Annotated in this window: 17 protein-coding genes; 5 read left to right on the forward strand and 12 right to left on the reverse strand. The window is 51.3% G+C overall.

Annotated features, from left to right (window positions below):
* Positions 1–69 precede the first annotated feature (69 nt).
* The 3 genes from ACEN2T_RS17460 (at position 70) to ACEN2T_RS17470 (ending at position 1,702) form a co-directional block, all read left to right on the forward strand.
* A complete protein-coding gene (locus tag ACEN2T_RS17460) occupies positions 70–513 on the forward strand; it encodes a PH domain-containing protein (RefSeq protein ID WP_442117121.1) in 444 nt (147 codons plus the stop codon).
* A 115-nt stretch (positions 514–628) separates the two neighbouring features.
* A complete protein-coding gene (locus tag ACEN2T_RS17465; protein ID WP_442117122.1) occupies positions 629–1,306 on the forward strand; it encodes a restriction endonuclease in 678 nt (225 codons plus the stop codon).
* A 210-nt stretch (positions 1,307–1,516) separates the two neighbouring features.
* Positions 1,517–1,702 (forward strand): hypothetical protein, encoded by a 186-nt coding sequence (locus ACEN2T_RS17470; RefSeq protein WP_442117123.1) that lies wholly within the window; start codon positions 1,517–1,519, stop codon positions 1,700–1,702.
* A 192-nt stretch (positions 1,703–1,894) separates the two neighbouring features.
* On the opposite strand, the gene ACEN2T_RS17475 is transcribed toward ACEN2T_RS17470, so the two are convergent.
* From ACEN2T_RS17475 to ACEN2T_RS17525, 11 genes are all read right to left on the reverse strand, one after another.
* Positions 1,895–2,128 carry a hypothetical protein gene (locus ACEN2T_RS17475; RefSeq protein ID WP_442117124.1) on the reverse strand — a complete coding sequence of 78 codons (234 nt, stop codon included), beginning with the start codon at positions 2,126–2,128 and terminating at the stop codon, positions 1,895–1,897.
* Positions 2,129–2,682: 554 nt separating this feature from the next.
* Positions 2,683–2,826 carry a hypothetical protein gene (locus ACEN2T_RS17480; protein ID WP_442117125.1) on the reverse strand — a complete coding sequence of 48 codons (144 nt, stop codon included), beginning with the start codon at positions 2,824–2,826 and terminating at the stop codon, positions 2,683–2,685.
* Between the two features lie 154 nt (positions 2,827–2,980).
* Positions 2,981–3,451 carry a toxin-antitoxin system HicB family antitoxin gene (locus tag ACEN2T_RS17485; protein ID WP_442117126.1) on the reverse strand — a complete coding sequence of 157 codons (471 nt, stop codon included), beginning with the start codon at positions 3,449–3,451 and terminating at the stop codon, positions 2,981–2,983.
* Positions 3,452–3,537: 86 nt separating this feature from the next.
* Positions 3,538–3,906: a histone-like nucleoid-structuring protein, MvaT/MvaU family gene (locus ACEN2T_RS17490; RefSeq protein ID WP_442117127.1), complete on the reverse strand. Its 369-nt coding sequence runs from the start codon at positions 3,904–3,906 to the stop codon at positions 3,538–3,540.
* 12 nt (positions 3,907–3,918) lie between these two features.
* Entirely contained in the window at positions 3,919–6,072 is a 2,154-nt protein-coding gene (locus ACEN2T_RS17495; protein ID WP_442117128.1) for an ATP-dependent helicase, read from the reverse strand.
* A gap of 35 nt (positions 6,073–6,107) precedes the next feature.
* On the reverse strand, positions 6,108–6,374 hold the full coding sequence (locus tag ACEN2T_RS17500) for a hypothetical protein (RefSeq protein WP_442117129.1): 267 nt from the start codon (positions 6,372–6,374) through the stop codon (positions 6,108–6,110).
* A 17-nt stretch (positions 6,375–6,391) separates the two neighbouring features.
* Positions 6,392–6,916, reverse strand: a complete 525-nt coding sequence (locus ACEN2T_RS17505; protein WP_442117130.1) for a DotD/TraH family lipoprotein — start codon at positions 6,914–6,916, stop codon at positions 6,392–6,394.
* Between the two features lie 206 nt (positions 6,917–7,122).
* The gene (locus ACEN2T_RS17510; protein WP_442117131.1) at positions 7,123–14,547 is read right to left on the reverse strand and encodes a helicase-related protein; all 7,425 of its coding nucleotides are present in this window, start codon (positions 14,545–14,547) and stop codon (positions 7,123–7,125) included.
* A gap of 66 nt (positions 14,548–14,613) precedes the next feature.
* Complete coding sequence (locus ACEN2T_RS17515) at positions 14,614–16,020, reverse strand: hypothetical protein (RefSeq protein WP_442117132.1); 1,407 nt, start codon at positions 16,018–16,020, stop codon at positions 14,614–14,616.
* Between the two features lie 12 nt (positions 16,021–16,032).
* The gene (locus ACEN2T_RS17520; protein WP_442117133.1) at positions 16,033–17,538 is read right to left on the reverse strand and encodes a YqaJ viral recombinase family protein; all 1,506 of its coding nucleotides are present in this window, start codon (positions 17,536–17,538) and stop codon (positions 16,033–16,035) included.
* Between the two features lie 216 nt (positions 17,539–17,754).
* Positions 17,755–18,357 (reverse strand): hypothetical protein, encoded by a 603-nt coding sequence (locus tag ACEN2T_RS17525; protein WP_442117134.1) that lies wholly within the window; start codon positions 18,355–18,357, stop codon positions 17,755–17,757.
* A gap of 92 nt (positions 18,358–18,449) precedes the next feature.
* Between ACEN2T_RS17525 and ACEN2T_RS17530 the strand changes: the two genes are divergently transcribed.
* Together ACEN2T_RS17530 and ACEN2T_RS17535 are read left to right on the forward strand one after the other, a co-directional pair.
* Entirely contained in the window at positions 18,450–19,082 is a 633-nt protein-coding gene (locus ACEN2T_RS17530; protein ID WP_442117135.1) for a hypothetical protein, read from the forward strand.
* 17 nt (positions 19,083–19,099) lie between these two features.
* Positions 19,100–19,927 (forward strand): hypothetical protein, encoded by an 828-nt coding sequence (locus ACEN2T_RS17535; RefSeq protein ID WP_442117136.1) that lies wholly within the window; start codon positions 19,100–19,102, stop codon positions 19,925–19,927.
* Between the two features lie 286 nt (positions 19,928–20,213).
* On the opposite strand, the gene ACEN2T_RS17540 is transcribed toward ACEN2T_RS17535, so the two are convergent.
* A complete protein-coding gene (locus ACEN2T_RS17540; protein ID WP_442117137.1) occupies positions 20,214–20,504 on the reverse strand; it encodes a hypothetical protein in 291 nt (96 codons plus the stop codon).
* Positions 20,505–20,528: the final 24 nt, after the last annotated feature.

Genomic DNA, 20,528 nt, shown 5'->3' on the forward strand with positions numbered 1-20,528 from the left:
AGCCCAGTTACGAAGCCCGCGTAAGTCGCGCGGGCTGACGCTGCCTAACCAATCATGAATGAACGACCGATGACCACCCACCCACCTCAAAATAAGTCACCAATAGCCCTACTTGGGCCGCACTGGATCGAGTTTGTCTCTTCTGCATTGCCGCTGATGTTCGTAAGCCTTGTGGCGGTATGTCTCACAGCACCAGCTTTTCTCAAAACAGTAATGCTGGTGCTCCCTTGCGCTTTTTTTATAAGAGGCGTGGCAACGGTCTTCAGTACGTCTGTGACACTGCATCAGGGCGAAGTCGAACTGAAATCCGGGATTCTTCAACGGGCCACAATCAGCATCCCTATTTCGCGAATCGAGAGCGTAGGGATGCGGCAAAGCATACTTGGCCGCACCTTGGACTATGGAACATTAACCATCAGGACGATTGGTGGAGATTCTGTCTCGACCATCAACCTGGGTTCTCCTGAAGTCTTCCGCAAGCAGATTTACTTTGCTCTATCGATGTCGATTTAGTAACACCTCTCATATCCCAGCGTGCCATCGGTCGGCCAATATCACATTCACGTCGTAGCGCGGTTGTCGCACGGACTGTGCACACCGCATTGCTGTACGAACAAGGAAAAATAGAATGGCGCGCCGCCGCAAAAGTTCGACTTTCGATGACCTGTTTGCCGTAACGTTGAAAATTCCACTTTGGGCAAATTTACTCATTGCTTGTGCAATCTTTGTCAGCCTACGAATCTATGTCGGCAGTAGCGCACCGATGATCATCACCAGTTCGGGGAACCCTGGCATAGCGGCCGCTGAGTATTTGGGCAGGGTGATTTGTTTTTACAGCCAATTTTTGATCCCTCCAATTTTTGTACTCGGCGGTATCGTTGGATCACTGAAACGAAAACACAAGGCCCGAAAATTCCACAATATTTCGAACTCCTCCGACCCCGGCGATGCTATACGCCAATTGACTTGGCAAGATTTTGAAAGGATGACTGGTGAGGCTCTGCGGAGGCTGGGGTTCACCGTGAATGAAACGGGGAAAGGCCCAGATGGCGGAGTTGACCTGGTGTTACGCAAACACGGGGAAATCCACCTGGTGCAATGCAAGCAATGGAAGGCGCAGCGTGTTGGCGTTCAAGTCGTTCGCGAGTTATACGGAATAATGGCAGCCCGAGGTGCCGCCGGGGGTTTTGTTGTCACCTCAGGTGACTTCACCCAGGAGGCCAGGAAATTCGCATCAGGTACGAGCATTGAGCTGGTAGATGGCACTAAGCTGACACGCTGGTTTACCCAGTTCGCTAAGACCTGAACAAATCTTCGCTCTAATGCACGACAATGGGTAGGAGGAATTTCGAGGTACAAGGAATATGCCCAAAGAGCAAAGTATTACGTTTGAAACGCTGCCCCTCGTGAATTCGGGACTCACCGCGCTGCACCACGAGCAACCGGAGCGGTGTACTTCGCGTCCTGTTCTACCAGATCGATCAGTACCTGGAGCTGGTCACGGATTTGGTTGTTGATGTCCATCGGCGATTTATCCGTAGATTCAGTCGAGGCCGCTCAAGGGCAGGCCAAATTCATCTCGCAGAACGGGAAATTGCTCTTTATCCATTTCTTCCAGGTCCGAACAATCTGCATCGGCCAGGCCCTGGCGGCGCAGCAGTGCCGCAACGTCATCTTCCTACTTCGTTACGGTCTTGTTTGAAGGCAATGCCCACACTAGGCCAAGCAGAGGATGGCGACGAAGGCAGTAGGTGACTTGCTCTTTCGTTTTGCTCCGAGTACTGCTCAGCTCGAAGGTAAATTGATCATCCGTATTTGCTATTCGCTGCCCTTTGCACGGACCGTCGATCACCGGCAACTTCGCTGCTTTGTCGCGGTTATGCATGGATTTTTCCTACCGCTGGTTGAACATGTCAGTTTGCTTGTTCCCTGGATCTGCCTTCGGCGCATTCAGCGGATGCCCCAACTGACGACGAACCTCGCCTCGCCAGGCCTTGTACGGCGTATTTTCTCGCTCTCCCCACGGGTACGCCTCGGTCAAAGCCTTGCGCAGCGCTTTCATGTCGCTGCGACCCACGGTGCGAATTACTTCCGCGACGACCGGCGCCGCTGCATCTGCCCAAGACATTGCTTACTCCCCCTGCTGATCAACTTCAACGGCGGTACCAATTGAGCTGGTAACACCTGGCATCTGCGGGTATCTGATCAAGTACCCAGCGAACGCAGTCTAGATATAGGCGTTCAGGCTTGCTCGGACTGGGCCGAGTTGCTTGTACTAGGTAGGCAGACCCACCGGACGTGACGATGTAGTCGCCGGCGCTCAAGCCGTCTGCTCCGTCGATGTACAATTTACAACGCGTGAAGGGCTGACGGCGGCTAGCCATAGTCGTTTTTCCTAAACCTTCCGGAGACCTGGCCAACTGCCCAAAAGTAGTAGGGTCAACCCGGTCGTGAATGGAGCAACCACGCACGCAAGTATCGGTGCACGTCGATGGCGAGGGAGAAAGCCAACATTCGCTACCCCGACAATCAGGGCAAACATGGCCCAGAACAGAAGTGCCAGGGCGATCCCAGCTAGAACACCCTGCGCTTTGTTGTTTCCCATTGAAAGGACACCCGCAAGCGTCGATCCGAAAAGTATGCTTAATTCCATTTTTCCCGGTCTCATAACTTTTTTCCGGATTATTGCGCGGCCAGCCGCATGTCCAATCCCGACTCGTCGTCGAGGTTGAGTTTGCGCAGCGCTTCAAGCACTGCCTCGGAATGGTCACGGGCCTGAACACCGTCAACCCATTTGCCGTCCTGGTACACATCCCAACGCTTCATCGTGTTGCCTCCACTTACTAAATGTAGTGGCCAGTCAGCTGCGCCGGCACACTGAGTTCAGGTGTTGGGTAGTTCTTTGAGGGTAACCAATTTGGTCGTCATAGCGGTTCATTCCTTCGATACCCCGCTAGGCGTCACGGCTAAAATCTGAGCTTTAATCGGAGGAGTTTGTGATTTGACGCTCAAGACTATCAAGTGCGGTACGCAAATTTGCCAGAGCTTCAAGCTGCGCCCCTGGACAGGCCTTGATCAATGTATCCATGGTGGAATTCAGCTCGTTCAACACGCTCCAAGCGTTTAGAACGTTCTGTTTCGACGGTGACGTCATTACAAGAATTCGGCCTAAAACCTCAAGGTTAAGGCTTCGCTCAGGATCTGCGCAAAACGCCGCATGCAGAAGTTGCTCATGAAGTTCGGCAGGAGTTCGCACGCAAAAGGGTTTGGCCTGGGTAAGCTGAATGACAGGCATCATCTCAATCACTGGATAAAGCTTGAGGCTATCGCTCAGCAGGGAGAGCACAAAGACGTTCATACTTAATGCGTGAGCGCGTGCAGTGCTTTTGATTGCTGCGTGCAAGTCGGGAGGGATTCGAGCCAGAAAAGGGTGCAGTCCGTCACTCTTCACATTATCGCCTTAATTATTTGTTAGAAGGGCACAGGACTCTATTGCCAAGCCAGGCGGAACACGTACGGCATGCTCCGCCCCGCCAGTTACGACTGGAGCCAGCTTTCTACAACATCAGAGCCGTGCTCAGCTTTCCACTTCTTCAAGAGTGCGTGATTGCCGCCTTTGGTTTCTACCCGCTCCCCCGAATGTGGGTTGAGGTAAACCTTGAGTACCCGAGGCCTGCGCTCTTGTTTTCCTTTAGGTTGCTTATTATCAGCAGTGGGGAGCCGAGATGGATCAAGGATAGCGATGACGTCGCGAAGAGATTTGCCGTAAGTACCCAGCAGCCCACGGAGCTTTGTATCGAACTCCTTTTCAGCCTTGAAATCATCATTGCTGGAAATTTCATCCATGCGAGCCTGGGAGGCCCGAATCAATTCTTCCAGCTCGTTATATTCCTGAATTAAGCTCATATCTAATGCACCTCATGCGATTTTTGGAACTTGAAAATCCACGCCCAGCTCTTCCAAATATCGGTTCAGCAACTCTGGGGAAGAAGCTCTGAGGCTTTCCCTGCCCCTACCACCTGCTAGGATGGCTGGCAATGCTTTGGACAAATAGAGATTGCTTTCGTATAGGAATTGGCTTGCGACAGACCTGTTTTTAGCAAACGGGATTACATCATCACAGTTGCCGCCTTTACAAGCCCTCAACCATTCATCCAGCTGCGGGTCACGTGGGGCAATCATGTAAAGCTGCCTAATAGCGCGAGTCATACCAACGTAAAAAAGGCGACGCTCGTCCGCAAGATGAGTTTCGATTTTGGACTCATTAATAGACCTTGGGACAATTGGAAACGCCCCTTGATATAGGCTCGGCATAATGACGCATGGCCACTCCATTCCCTTTGATCTGTGAATACTGGTGATCAGGAGCGCTACTGTTGACTCCTTCGCCTTTTCCGAGAATGTAAGGAGATCTTGGATATGATTCATGAACTCTGGGAGGGACTTACCCTTAGAATTCAACTTAACATACTCAATAAACGCTTCGATGAGGCTCAGAATTTCGTCAGCCTCTTCGTCTGTGTCCGACTCTTTAGTGACATTTTTTTCAATATCAAGAAAGTACATCAACTCATTCAATAAAATCACTGCTTTGGGATACTCGCGCGCTTTGCCCATATGGCGGAGCTTCCGCCACAACTTGCCGCGTTTCAAAACCCTGTCGGACATCTGCTGATTCTGTGAGGCAACGTGCAAGGATACAAAGTTGCCAAACCCCTGCCCTTCCTCAGGGTGCTGAAGCACCATTTTGGCAAGGATCCCGCTTTTCTCCCATCCGATATCGAGCAAGGGTACGTCAATGACCTTACGGATACCCACTATTGATCCAATGTCAGGATCGCCGGCGTAAGGGTTGATCGCTAGCTGTCCCGCTGCGAGCTGCATCCAGCCAATCAGGGAAGCCACCCATTTGTTTTCAAGAACCGACGCCTCATCACCGCCTTCCAGCCTAAAAGGAATGCCATGCTGAAGAAGATGAAACTGGCTTTCAGCTGACTTTGAGTAAGACCTAACCAGCACAACCATTTCTTCGAGTTGACCGCCTTTCTTCAACCAGTGATCAACGATATTTACAATTTTCGGCTTGCCGTTCTGTATCACCTCATACTCAAGAAACAGCTCTGTATTCGGTGCTTTGGAACTGGAAATGCAGAGCTTGTCTGCTCTGTCAGAATTCCCGGATATGACGTAGTTGGCGGCGCAGGAAAGCGCGTGCCCATATCGCCAGGTCCGGTTTAGCTTGTAGATGGTGCCACCTGGAAAGTCGCGGTGAAAGTCCCGCAGGATGTAATCCGACTTCGCGCCACGCCAACCGTAGATGGTTTGATCATCATCGCCAACACACATAACAACAGCAGTAAGCCCTGCGATGAACCGAATAAGCGCCTGCTGACTTTCACAGATGTCCTGATACTCATCTAGAATTACATGGGCGTAGCGACCTTCGATATAACTCGCAGCAGCAGGGTTATTCAGCATGATCTGAACAGGATCATAGATAAGATCAGAAAAAAATCGAATGCGTTTTTCCCGGCGCTCTTTTTCAAACTGGTTGTACCATGGCACGAACCACTCATACCGTGCAGGCCAGTTACCGTTTTCCCAAACGGATTCAGGGGATTCAAGATCGCTTTTTACTCGGTCAATGAACGACAGAAATTCCTTTGCAACAAGGCGAGGGTATTTATGACCGTATTTTCGGCATGCAGACCCAATTACTTCAGCTGCGAATTTGGTTGCCTTATGCGTGTTCGCCTCGAAAGCCCAGGGCTCGGCGAAGCCCCCCTGAATCAACCGCTTCAGCGTCCTAGTGCCCAGACCATGGAACGTGTACGACTCTGGTGCATTACGCTTTCCAATTCGCTTCTGGAGCTTTAGAAGCATCTCATCAGCTGCTTTCTTATTGAACATGACTGCGACAATTTTGGTTGGGTCAACCCTAATGGCCTCAACCAAATAAGCAATTCTTTCGACCATCGTGAATGACTTGCCTGAGCCCGCTACTGCAAGTACAAGGGCATGCAGCTTGAAGTCGTGCATTACAACAGAATGCTGCTGGGGGGAAAGCGCCAAATTTAATTCTTCTCTATCGCGAGACTAATGAGTAGTTAGTTCGACATCGGGACTTTTGGACATTTCGCCAAGTAATCGGGTCGTTTTTTCTTCTTCAGATCGTTCAATTTTTTAAGGGGCGACTCACACTCTGCCAGGTCCTTGCCAAACTCACCGAGGCAAAGATTGGAGTTGCATGAGTCCTCCTCATCCTTTTTCAATTCTTTCGGCGTCTGAGGCTTCGGAAAGGTATCAGCGTATGTATTCACACAGAACATCAAGGCGACAACGATCAATGCAGGTTTTAGCTTGGAGTTAAACATTATGAAGGTCCTGTCAGTTATCGGGAGGAAACGCCAAATTGCTTGGCGCCCTTCGCTTCTTTATAAGAAACAATGATCTGCCGGAGCGAAGGGTTGATTCGAATATCGGCGCTATCACCCACTTGGTAGCCCGCATCAGCAACCCAAAGCACTGGGGCTCGGCGTTGCTCCGTAAAAGCAACCATCAGCGGCAAGCTAGGTGGTGTTCCGAGAAATATCGGCGCAGGCCAACCGACAGAACTGGCAATGCTCTTGATAAAAATCTCTAGCTCGCCGTTGAAGCCGCCCTCTAGCAGCAAAGGTGAACGCATTTCAGGGGGCACCTTACTCAGGTCGACCTTGAGTTCTTGCGTAACCCTGCCTCTCTGATTTTTCACGGTCTGAGAAAGAGAAGCCTGCTCAGCTGCGCGTGCAACTCGCTGGGCTGCATCATTAAGCTCTTGCACAGCGGGATCATTCTCGGTCATGAGCGGCCGACTCTGCTGAGCCTGGCAGCCGGCGAGAGTCATTGCCGCCATCAGCGCCACCATTTTGAACGTCATTTTCGAATGCACCTGCTTTCCCCACTACTAGATTTAATGATATTGCACCATGCTATCAGTGCTTAAGATACCTTATTTTCACAGCACCTGGAATCCCAGGTGACCGTCGGGCAACCTGATCCCGCAAACAAATGCCTGTAGCCCAGTCTCCTGGATGAACATAAAAAAGGCCTGCATTAGCAGGCCTCTAGTGAAGGGTTTTCCTTCTATCCCATTCGCATTTCCATACGAGAAGTAACCGCATCTCCCCCAGCAAGACCCACTTCTTTTACGCTCAACCCGGCGTCGAAAGAAAACCCTTCGCTAAGCAACTGAGTGTCACCATTGGCATCAACGATGCGTTCGAGTTCAAGCAATTTCATTGCCTGTTCGTTCGCAAGTTCCAATGCCGCTATACGGTCAGCAAATGGATCGCCCGCTGATGTGTCATCAAATTTCTGGCTTGCAAACCATCTGTTCAGTTCTTGCTGGCGCGCATGCAACATTTTGTACTCGGCTTCATGTGGCCACTCCATATCGAGCTTGAAGTCTTTGACCAGGTCGTAACTAGCGGCAGCCCGAGCCAGTTCGAACTCGTGCCTTTTGATTCGGTACTGAGTGTCGTAAAACTCGCGAGCGAAGCCGCCCATCACCTGGGCACTCTTCGAAAGACTGAATCTCAAAGGCAAAAGCTCACCATCGAGCTGCCCGCGCATGAATGACAATTTACTGATCGGGTTGATCTCCAGCACCAGCTCAATTCGCCCGACACGTATCCCCAAACTCTCGCAGTCCCCTTGAAACTTCATCAATCGAGCTTCAGCCATAGGGGCTCGCGCCAATATCGCCTCACCTACTTCAGTAGCGCGCAAAAATGTTGCGGAAGCTTCGAGACCCATCTTGCTCACGCCACCGAAAACCTCCACTGGTTTCCGGTCTGAGGATGACGATAGAGCGGCCTCAATTTTCCTTTCGCCATCAATCATTCGCTGAAGGATCTGCATCGAGCGGCTGAGGCTCTGCGCCTCGCTTGCCTTACCATACAAGTCACTTTGAAAGGCACGTCGCTTACGCTCCATTTTGTTGACTTTATCGTCCGTCTCTACCTTTTCGCGGATCTTCGGATTGCCCGTGGTGACCGCCATAACTTCGGCGTATCCAAGATCCATCTCTTCACTCACTTCGCGGCCCACTTGAGTCGGATCACTCAGTGCCTGCTCAGAAAATGTAGCCTTCCGCTGGTTGCCGCCCCACATAAACAGATCGAACGAATCCTTGGTCGTGTAGCGGTACTCAGTGACCTCATTGAATAACTTATTACCCTGGCGCTCGATGCGGCCGCGACGCTGGGCAATATCAGCTGGGCGCCAAGGGCAGTCCACGTTGTGTAATGCGCACAACCTGTCTTGAACGTTGGTACCCACACCCATTTTTTCGGTAGAGCCAATTAAAACGCGTATTTCCCCACTACGCACTTTTGCAAAAAGTGCATCTTTTTCGGCATCGTTTTTGGCCTCATGGACGAACGCAATGTCTTTGTCTGGCATGCCCAACTGGCCGAGCAGATCCCTCAGTTTCTGGTAGGTTGAGAAGGCACCATCTTTTTTCGGGGTCCCCATGTCCATAAAGACCAACTGAGTCGCTTTAATGTGATTGTGTTTTTCCCATAGCATGTGGATGTTTTCGGCGACCGCATTAAGTTTTGCACTAGCCGCAGCTGGGATCAAATCGTTGACCAACTGCATATCCAGCGCCGCTTTACGGCCCGCTGAAGCAATCGACAACATGTTGTCTTCGTGCGGTTTCACCTTGCCTGTCCGGATTTTTATCGCTCGCTGCGCGAGATGCTTCATGAAGTCGACCTGCCAATCTGACTGATCGACAGAAACGATCTCCAGGTGAACATCAGGGACCGGCAAGTTCAAATCACTGGCGTTTTTAACATCAGCAAAGGACCTGAAGAGCTTGATCATTTCGGGCAAGTTTACAAACCGCGCGAAGCGCTCATTCACACGAAAACCGCCGCCCTCTGGAAGCGGTTCTAGTGCGGTTACTACGTCACCAAACCGCTTGGCCCATTCATCAAAATCATGAATCCCCTGATCTTTGAAAATTTCGGGCCTCTGGATCATCCCGTGCACAAACAGCTCGCACATGGTGTTTGCAATAGGAGTACCTGTGAACGAGTTCATACCAAAACTTCGCCCATGGAGCTGGCGCATGAATTCGGTCAACATTTTATAGTTTTCAGCCCGCTGCGATCCTCCACGGGTGACACCTAGAACATCCATGTTTGAGTTGATGGCCAGGTTCTTGTAGAGGTGAGTTTCATCTACGTTGATCAAGTCAATGCCCAGCAAATCTATGGTAAGCACGCCCGACTTGCGCTGTTCATCGGCGAACATCTTTTCCACGTCAGCGAGACGCGATTGCTGTGATTTCAGCTGCGCCTCTAACTGACGTCGTACGCGTCCATCCGAGTCTTCAATCTTTGAGGCGATTAAGCGAATCGACTCCAGGTATTGAGCGGTCTGGATCGGTAGTGGCGCCTGAATGCGATTCATCATTCCGTGCGTCATAACGACTAGATCCCACTCGTTATTTCTCACACGTGCTAGGAATCGCTGGCGGGCTGCTCCTTTGAGGTCGTCAGCCGTAACTTGGAGAATCCGCGCAGACGGATACATCTGCTTGGCTTCTCTGGTGATTTGGCCAAGCATATGGTTGGGCACCGCGATTGCTGGCTTGTTGCACATGCCAACTTGGCGAAGCTTCATCGCGATTGCGACCATCTCGAAGGTCTTCCCAGCGCCGACGCAATGCGCTGCCATACAGTTGTAACCCATCAAAGCCATTGCAGCCTGGTTACGTTGATGCTGACGTGGCGTAAATGTCGACACGAGCCCAGGGAACGTCAGGCGTGTCCCATCGACCTTCGGCAATGCGATGGTGTTGCAGTTTTTGTTATACAGCTCGGTGTATCTGCCCATTCTCTCAAGGTTACGTGCAACCCAACCTTTGAAGGACTCCTCCAGCTCCTCCTGCTTTGTTCGGGAGGCCATCGTACGTTCATCGTTGACGACGCTGCGGCCGTCGGCAAGCTTATCGTAGTGCGTGGGTTTTTGAGCGTTCAGCTGCATTTCGAGCAGGCGCTCAAACGGAATGTCCTTCGTACCATTCACCGTCAATCTTCGGGTGGCATGGTTGTTTTTGAACGAGTTCGAAACCTCGACCGACCAGCTGCTTATTTCAGGGGTGTACCGTACTGAAAAGTCGCGCGCCGAAAGAGTCACACCAAACAGTTCGTTCGTGAAAGCTTCGATGTCCCGCACAGGTATCCAGCCAACGCCAAGTCGAATGGAAATATCCTCAAATGGAATTGTCGCCGGCTGCGCCTGCCTGAGCTTCTCAACGTTGACTTGAAGTTCGGGCATGGACACAAGTGCCTGCTCCGCCTCCGCCAGCTTGCGAACCACGTTACCGCTTAAGTACTGATGTTGTGCTTCATATTCATGGGTAACAGGATTGAGAAAAACAAGATCGCCTACGAGCTTTTGCTGGATAGACTCTTCGTCCATACCCAGCGCCTCAGCCATGAATGGAAAATCTATTCGACCCTTGATGTCGAGTGAATGGAAATAGGCATCCTCTGGCGTGGTGATGTTTGGAACCAAAGGCGCGCCAATAACCCGCTTTTCAAAGGTGTCGGCGGTGGCAAGAACCTTCTCGTTTTCGTCGTCCCAGATTTCTAGAGCACAGACCTCGGCTGACCCGGCATCGTCACCAAAAATTCTGACGTTTTTGGATTCGTTTACCGGGCCAAATTTATTCGTGAAAGAGTCATAGGCTTGCTTTGCCCGCGACTGAGCATCAGCCAAAACTTCGTCACTGCCATTCAACTGTGCAGCGATCAACTCACGACTAACGTCGCGCAGACCAATGTACGCCAGCATTACTTCCATGCGCCGCTTGCTGGTGAACTTCGTTTCGGCAACAACGTGCTCAAAACCAATTCGAATCCCATCAGCATCGAACTGGTCAGCGATATCGACAATCTCAATGATGCGACCGGTTTCATCAATGATGTTATCGCCAACGTAGTTGCCGACACGCTGCTGAACGCGCTCGAATTGACTCCAATCCTCAGGCTTAACCACCCTCGCGCTCTTCTTGAAGCCGTCCTGGCGTACCCAGTCCGTTTTCTTTGAAATGCCTTCCGGTACAAACTCTTCTACTCGAAGATCGACCAAGCGTTCCAACGTGTCGAAGCGATCTGGCACATCCATCGCAGAGAGTCTTTGGTTAATCAGTGCTGCTTTAGGACCGAACGCCGTACTGACCATCTGATAGCTGCCGAGCAGATTCTCAGGGTTATCTAAGTAGTACCGATTCAGATTTGAATCGCCTTCAGGATCCTCAAACATGCGTCCAGTTTCCGGATCGACTGTCACTCGAACCGACTCTGTGTAGTCAAAGGAAGGTTGCGTACCGGGTGGGCGTCGTTGCAAAAATAGGATGTCGGTGTCAACGGAAGCTTTGAGGTGTGAGAACGCCTCCCTCGGCAATCTCACTGCCCCGAGTAGGTCGGCCCTGCTGAGCATTTCTTCACGTACTTTAGGATCAAGCTTATCAAGCGAGCCGGAAGACGTGATAACCGACATCACCCCTCCTGGCTTCAGCTGATCGAGGCTGCGCAGAATGAAATAGTCGTGAATGTGATGTGCGTCTGGATAGTTAGAGTCATGGATTTTCGACGACCCGAATGGGACGTTGCCGATAACCGCATCGAAGTCCCGCGCTAGTACAGCTTGCTCATACTTGCTATGAAGAATGGTGGCATCAGGGACCAATGCAGAGGCCAGACGCGTGGTGATCGGGTCGCACTCAACGCCTATCAACGTGGCATGAGATTGTACTTCGTCAGGCGCACCCGTGAAAAATGCACCAGCACCGCAGCCAGCATCAAGGAATTTTCCGCCAACATTGACGCCGGAGCGAATAATCCCCTTCCAGATTGAAGACACCAGCTGAGGTGGGCTGTAATACGACTCCAATCGGTTATCGAGATACGCGCGCTGAAACTCCGATGCGCTCATGCCCAGAGAACGTGCAATTTTCTGTCCGTTCAAGTTGTCCCGTTCCTGACGGTTATCAACTCGAAGTAAATCCCCCTCGACACCCCAACCTCGAAACGATGCGAGCAAGCGCATTCCCATTTCACCAAGAGGCTCACCGCCTTCTTTTTTCGCGAGCGCATCGAAAATGGAAGTCGTGGTTGGAACCTTCACCTGGCCCGCTAGCATGTGTTCCAGCGTTGCGCCGCGCCAGTGACGGTTAATGGCATACCCGACTGTAGCGTCATCTTCTACAAACGTCGTTGCAGGCGCTGCCAACGCCGGCGCATTTTTCTCCAGAGTTTCCTCCGCGCCCTTAAGAAGGGTATCGGAATGCTCTGATGATTCTTGATTGATTGCTTCCGGTGCTTCAGCGCCTTTGGTGACCGGAGCAGCTACGGCGCGCTGCCCATTGAGCAAGTTCTGGCTTGCTAAATCACGAAGGTTCTTCATCTCCTTGAAGGAAATATGCTGAAGTGCCCTGATCTGAGGAGCCAGTTGATTAACCAGTTCATCGGGTGTGAACTGTTTCAGATAGTTTTCGCGATACTCATTCTCAACCAGTGCCATCTGAACTTGCAGATCCATCGGAGCAACCACGATAGCTGATGCATTTAGCTTGATGTTTTCGGTGATGTACATCTGCGCGAGGCTGTCTTTCAAATCGACCGCAGCGTAATGAACCCCATCCAAAAAACGGCCATTTGCTACCGCGTGACCAAACAACGGCCTGGCAGCGTTCATCACGATCCAGCCGTCAGTAAACTCAGGAATGCGGTCAGATTCGGCAACGACCGACTTCATTGCATCAAGCATTTCTTCAACATGAGTCGAGGCGTTAGTAGCAACCCCTGTGCCGGTGTTACCAGGCTCGTCGATCTGGGCGACGGACCCAGTGGTTGACTCAGTAAGCTGTTGTGTCTCAGGCGCGTCAACAGAGACAGGGACGTTGTCGATAGGCGCTGCGACTTGAACCCCGTTAGGCACCAAATGAGGCCAGTGCTGAGCGATGTGAGTGAGTAATTCCGCGCCCACCTCTTCAACGGTCCCTGCCAAGCTGTCCTGAATTTCAAAGAGAGGAAGAACCTCTCCTTTGTGATGGCCTGTGATATGGAGAACCTGCCGGCCTACGGCAATAACTATCTGAGCGCCTTCGCCTTCAAACAGGTATTCAAGGTCAGCATCCGAATCAAGGGAGTCGTTTTCGCGCGCCGTGAAACCGTAATTCAGCAGTTGGCCTGTGAGTTGAGTTTCACCCTGGATACGGCGCGACAAAGCGGCCGCGATGAGAGCGTCATTCTGGGTTGCGAAGTCAAAAGCGTGGACAAGATTTGCATCTGCCCCCGTATACCGAATGGCGAAATCTTCGATAATGTTGTCACGCAGGCCGAGACTGTGAAGTACACGCCTCTGTGAGGCGCTCAGAGCGCTCGCAGCAACACTGCCTCCAGCAGAGCCAGCCAGGGCATCAATGAAGGCGTCGCGCGTCATCCCATCGGCTCCAAGGCCGTCCTGGTAGATCCGGAATGCCTCATCGTAGTCACGGCGATTAAAGGCTTCGCGCGCTACTGACTGAGTGTCTGCATCGATAAAGAATGTTTCAATTGGTGCGTTAGCAATTGCTACTGTGCTTGCGTTTCCAATAACCGTATCAACGGATGTCGTAATTGAGTCTTCTGCATTCGAATTGCCGGGGGGGCCATTTCGGTAAAGCTCACCAACAGCCTCATATTCAGGTTCGGTAAACTCTTGAAGCTCAGGCGCTTCGACAGCATTTGCCCGCACGCGTGGCTTCGGCGCCGGATCGGTTACTGGGTTGCCGGCCTGTTCTGCTCTTCGCTCAGAACTATCAGGCTCATGTTCACGTCGTTCATCAGGGTTTCCCTGCTGAACGACTTCGCTGCGTTGTACCACGCCGCCCGATCTGGGTGAGTTGCGGGCGCCGGAAGCGGATTCTTCAGTCGGTACTCCCTCTCCAGCTTTCTGGCTGCTTCGCTCAGGATTTCCTGTTGTTTGTCCAGGTACGCTATCAGCTTGCCCGTCTGGAACAGCTCCAGCATCATCTGAGGGTTGGCCTTGTACATCAGCTCGTGAACTGTTCTGGACCAAAACTCCATCGGTTCGAGTTCCGGCATCATCGACGCTTCTAACGGCATCATCATTTGCGCTTCTAGCGCTGACTGGCTCCGCGATTGCACTTGTTCCATCGGAATTACCTGCTTTCTGTTTCTGTTCAAGGTCAAATTTTGCAGCTGGAGAAATTTGCTCAACTGTCCAATCAACAATCGCTGCTTGCGGGAACTGTTTAAACAAAGTCCCTAAGGTGAACCCCACAATACTCCGCGACCAATATTGCTTTTTGGGAAAGCGCATGTCACGGCTAAAGCCTAGGTTTGTAAGGGTGGCGCGAATGGCATCACTTTTTAAGCCAGGTCCCGCCAAAACGATTGTGTGTTGTTTTTTACCGCTGAGATCGCGGCCGAGCACCAGCTTCATCTGGTATTCGGACAAATCTAGCCACTTTGAAGTTTTGCTCATGAAAGATCTTCCGACAATTGGCAATCCAGGTGTCAAGGCCACCTGGCTCGTAGTGAGAAATGCTTGTTAGCCTAGGCGTGGGGCCGTAGACCGCGCGGCCGAGATAGCCTCAGCCTGCTCGAACATCTCGTTGAGATCGTCTTGAGGAAGGTCTTTGCTTAACGACTCAATCGCGTGAAGGTCGTCTTCGAAGCTTGCATAGTCGTAATGGTCGTCGTCCAAATCGCTCGCACTTTGCGCGGACTGCTGCGACTGAGGCGGTTGAGGTGTGACGTCTTGATTAGAACCGCCAGTACCGGCGCCAGCCGAACCAAAATCATCGACAGCAGCAATCTCCCGGCGACTCAAAGGCCGCTGATTTGGTGATGACTGCGGAGTGACCGACTGCGACTGTTGGGCGGTTATACCTGCTGCCAAATTTGCACGGTGTTGCTCACGCTCAACCTCTGCGGCAAATAGAGGGACACCAGCAGTCAGCTTACCGCCAGGCGCTGGTGCAGTATCAACTACACCTACTCGCCCAGTGCGTGTGTGCTTCAGATGGATGAATGACTGTTTGTGGCCAAAGAATGGCTCTCGCCCTTCCACCTTTACTTCATAGGCGTTTGGAACGGAGAAATACTCACGCTTTGCTTTGTTATTAAAAAGAATCATGTCTCGCCCGACAGACAACGAAATGCCAGGAAGCACCGATACGTCAATCTCGTCGAGTTGCGCTGGACTTGCATGAGACTCCGTCAGGCCTTTGATTGCCGCAAGAATGTTCTGAACACCAGGATGCGCTGCAACTCTTTCTGTAATTTCTTGAGTCGTAGGGAAGCGGTAGCCCGCACCTTTATCTTCAAGATCTTGCTTCACCCCCCCTAGCCCATAAACCTTGAACGATTGGGAGCTGTATCGAACAACTGCCACAGGGGCCATGCCGCCCAACGGGCCATTTTCCCACAACGACTTACCCGAAACGTCATGGGTAATCGCAGACACCACGTCTGATTTCCATGGCATCAAATGCTCAACAATCTTCGAGACCAGATCCGACTGAAGCTGCGACCCGGTTAGCACTGAAGCCGGCGCACTAGGGTCATAGGCGAGTACAGCGGCGTCTTGCATATTGCTACGCACACGAACTGGTAGTGGCTGCATCACAGCGTTGATGCAGAAACCCTTTTCGTAAGTGTGAAAAAACTCGGCGGTGAAAACAGGCACGTTTGCAGTCCCGTTTTTTCCCGTTACGACGGCCTTGTCGGCACGAAGGACATCGCCAGCTTTGGGGACTGCCTGGCCTGCATTTGATTTGACTGCGATGACGTAGACTCGCTCGTTCGTATCCGTGCGGATCCCGCGTACACGGAAAACGTCAGGTTTAGCCGTAGAAAATGCCGGATCTGCCTCTACCTGAACAAGAAAATTGCGAGGCTTCACAGAGGCTTGTTGTGTCTTTACCTGCTGTGCAAATAGCTCTTTGACATCCATTAATTGGTACTCCTAGCGCAAGCCTGGAAGGGCTCTCATGGGGTGTTTTTGGGTTTTTTCTTCTTCGCTCGCGAATGTTTCATCAACTGCCGCGAATGCCTCGCTGAGGTGCCCCGTACTCACCCCTACTGGCATATAGGTTTCGATACTCGAATCGTCCGCATCAAACTCACTTGGATGCCCCTGGTTCGAGATCAGACTTTCATCAATCCATGCCCCAAAGACATCTGCTGCTGCGGTTCGATATACCTCGCCAATTTTCACATCGTCCTTTTTCTGAGAGAGGGCAATTAACATCCCCTCCTTCCGAAATTCGGACAAATCAACACCTTTGTCTTTCAAAAATGTAGAAGCCTTACTCGCATCTAGGGTGCGATTGAAAAGGTGGTCAAGGTTCACCTGGCCACCCAAAATTTGAATTTCTTCCAGCAATGCTTGAACTGAGTAATCACGCTTATCCGGAAGTAGATCGTCGTCGGTTGCCCCTAACGCCAGGGCTTCTTTGATTATCTTGTCGTCATCCAATTTATTTGGTTTGACGGTGACGACTGACAGGGGCAAGGCTTTGTTTTCATAATCCACGTCGGAAAGAAGCTCGTTTATGCCCGCTTGAGCCTTTTTGAAGACCTTCTCCAGATGAGAGATTCCAGACTTGGCCATCATGTACTGCTGTTGATATTTGGCCAGATCAAATTCGACGTGCTCATCCAGTTCAAGCTTCCCGGACACGCCTGGTGTGGGGACAACCCCCTTCAGGACATAATCGTTCCAAAGATCTTTGCCGGCCGCGAGCAGTTCCGCTTGGAGTGAGGTTTTGAGTTCGACTGGTAACGCGACGATCCGACACCCAGGAATGTCCATATGAGCAATGGAGTGAGCCAGCTGAGTCATCCGCTCCGCTCCCAGCCCATCAATGCACCTTGTGAGGTACTCCGTCATCGTCGGCGGGAGATCTAGTTTCACCAGTTCAGCACCGTCGAGTCGAATGCCCGCAATTTTCGCCATGGTCGCGTAATGATGAAGTTGAACCTCGTAGTCAAAGTCAATCGTCTCAGAAAAAACGTTTGGAACCTTGTAGTCAACGAGGATGCGCTTGCCATTTTTGATTACGATATCGTCGGTGTTCCCGACCATGAATTCGTAACCTGCGGCCTTGCGCGCGGCAATAAACAAAGCCGTAGCAGCATGGTCTATGACTGCCCCGTGCCGTGCCAGGTACACTTGCCGCCCTAAATCCTCAAGGGTGTTACCGCGCCGCATGTGCCAATTTTCGAATTCTGGCAGTCGAATCATCAACTTGCCCTGAACCACTTCCTTGACCGACTGGAAACCTTTATGCCGCTCTCCGCGATAAAAGCTGACCACGGCACCCATCTCAGAGCCGCCTATCCCCATCAAACGCTTTGCATGCCACTCAGCGCGGCTAGCGTGGTGACGCATGATGCCTTCAACCCAGCGCTTGGCATCTGCCTGCTGGATCACTGAAAGCTGAGGAAGGTTGCTAAGGATGTTTTGCATATAATGATATTGCACCTTGCAAGCCGATTTAAAAAAAAGGGCACGCTGCGGCCACCCCCTAAGCAGGATGGTAGGCGCTAGCGCCCCTTGTCGTCAATTTTGCGTACGGCGATTTTTCGACGCCCTGACCAATGATCAAAAGCCTTGACCCAGGTCATCGACCACATAAAATCAACGCAAAACCAATTTAAAAGTAATAAATATACAACGCCTTAATTAACTGCGTTTTCTAGCAACAACCTGAACATCAGACAGTAGATTTCCATAGGTTGCTGTCTTCATAGCGGACAAATCAAAGAGTGTGGCAACTTGAAAATCACCAGCCTCTTTACTGCTGATCGTGTAAGCAATAACCTTTAGATGTTTAAATGAGTCCATCTCTATAACTTGATCGAACAAGTTTGCGAACCTTGTTCCACCCTTGGGGAAACTTTCAGCGCCTTCTGGTATATTTCGCGTCCAAACCGAAACAACAGCATCCATAACCTCCTTTTTAGCGCGCACTAATGCAAAAAAACCTGTGTTTTCTATCCCTTTGCCTGGATCATTTTTGTCGAAACCAATCTTGTCTCTGAGCCATAGCCCAATATCAACGTGTACCGTAGCAATAGATGCTGCATAACCTTCTTCAGCTGCTTTCCTTAGCAGATATGCTTCGCCAGGATTGCGATGCCCGTATAAAAATGTGATCCCCTTCTCAGGAAATTTCACACTTGGAAACCGGCTCTCTATTCCCTCTAAGGTTACGGTTGGTCCAATCGGCCTCCCGTCCTTACCTGCCTGAAACCACACCACGGTGGTCAGATTGATTTTAGACATACCTACTCCACTGGACACACAACAAAACCGGATTACAACCGGACAATGTACCGCTACACTATACCCGTTTTCAACAAAAGCAGGAATGTACCGTGCCTACCCGCAAGCCTCGACCACAAGTCACTCCTGGTAATGAAACTCTAGCAACACCTACGCTTCTTAGAGGGAGTAACTTAGACCAGTTCGCTAGTACTGAGAATCTGGGCCTTGTCGAGCTTAGCGCAGCAATCGGCATGAACACCTCTGCCCTGTACCAGCTTAAGAACAAGGACCTGCCTCTCAAGACCCCTTTGGCCATTTTGCTCAGGCTCTATGCATCATTTCCCGATACGATCCCTCGTATGTGGACGCCGAGCTTTATCCAGTTCTATTTGCTCGTACGCAAAGCAGCACCAGATTTTCAAGAGTACTCAGTTGGACCCCTTCTCGGAATAGACAAAAATTCAATTTACCGTATACGTCAAGAAGGCTTCGACGAATGCAAGGATGCGACCAAAATTCTGGTCCTCCTGATTTATCGGCTGCTGACCGAAGATCTTAAAAACTGGAGCGTTATCAAGGATATTGTTGAGCTAGAGGCAAAGTCCAGAGGACTGGATCCCGAGACGATCTGGAAAAAAGGGAGTTGGAAGCAAGAAAGCAAAAAGCAAACAACCAAAACGACGGCGCCAAAGCGTGCGCCGCAACCTAAAGAGTCAGTAACCAAACCAATAGTTTGGGAATAACCGAGGCAGGGGTGTCGATGCTAAATTACGATCATTCACAGCAGGATGTTTTTGATGCCGTAAATTCGGTACTCGGCGCTCTAAACCGGTTCAGGGCTGCGGCCCTGCAAGAGGGCGCTGTCTCTCAGGGCGTGCTTTTTGACGACCTGGGTTATCCTTGCGAAGGCAACAAATCAGAGCTGCTCATTTCTGCCGTGTGCAAATGGGATGTTGCTGATGAATCAGAAAACGGAAACGTGTTGCGCTTCCCTGGGGTGTTTGAAGTCTCAGACGACCTCCTAAATGCAATCGGAGATCTTAACCAAAGCAAAAGTGCGCTGGAGCTTAAAGCTGGGGCAATCATCAGCGCCAATGCGCGTGATCGACAGAACAAGCTGCGCGAGATATTCAAGAGGCAAGGTCTGGGTCGCACCCACCCTCTTCAGTGCTGGCGACTGATCCACGTCATCGATCATGAAGAAATCAAGACAATCGGCTTTTCAACCATAAACAAGTCAATTGGAAGCGAGGTCATGACCAAGGCCGAGGCTCTCAGAAGGCTAGAGCGAAGGGATGCGCAAGACATTATCGAGGAGCTTGAGGGCGAAGTGTGTAGCACGGTCCGCTGGGTCACGCCCGTATCCCCGTTTGTACGCGCGAATGTCTCGTACTGGGTCAACGGTGCTCTGACTAACAAATCCATTCATGCCAGCTTGCCTTTAATCGTACGAAAAGGTTCCTGGCCTGAGAAGGTGAAATTCAACGTGCCGCGCGTAAACCCAGTTACGAGAAGTGTCGACCCGGAAGAAAAAACTAAAAAAATCAACCTTCGATTCCGAGAGAACGCCTACCTTGCGCTGAGCTAAAACTCAGCGCAGGGACATGTACGATTTAGGCTTCACTGCACCTTCGCGTAGGTCAGCCATTGCCCGGAGAACCGCGCGAGCGCCTGTAACCAAATCAGGCAGCTCACTGACACGACAGTCTTCCACTGGACGCCCTAGAGTGATGTACGACCAGTCAGTCGACTCACCCAGCACCTCCACGGGTCGATCCGCTCCACTGAGGCGCATAGCGCCGGCCAATGCAGGGCCACAACGCTGAAAGGACTCAAAAGAAGCAATCAGCTCTGAAACATTGATGCTCGTTCTCTCATGCATATTCTACTTCGCCATTATCTAGTTCGATGCCTCGTACCGGGTTAGCGATCCCTATCTCCCGATTACCATCAATCACCCGTATGACACTACCACCTGCCAGCAGTTCCGCAAGCTGTTCTGGTAGCTCAACCAGCCTGAGCCACTCGATTGGCATCTGCTGGTCATCACCCTCCTCGCATAATTCAAGGATGAGATCGTTCCGCCTCACCCTGGTTATGAGGTTGACGCGACCGATAACGAGATCGTCGCCGATAAAGCCCGCCTTCCCATCAAGGATGATCACAGGATCATTCCCATCACGGCGCCC

Source organism: Pseudomonas sp. W22_MBD1_FP4 (genome assembly GCF_052113765.1).
Classification (GTDB): domain Bacteria; phylum Pseudomonadota; class Gammaproteobacteria; order Pseudomonadales; family Pseudomonadaceae; genus Aquipseudomonas; species Aquipseudomonas sivasensis.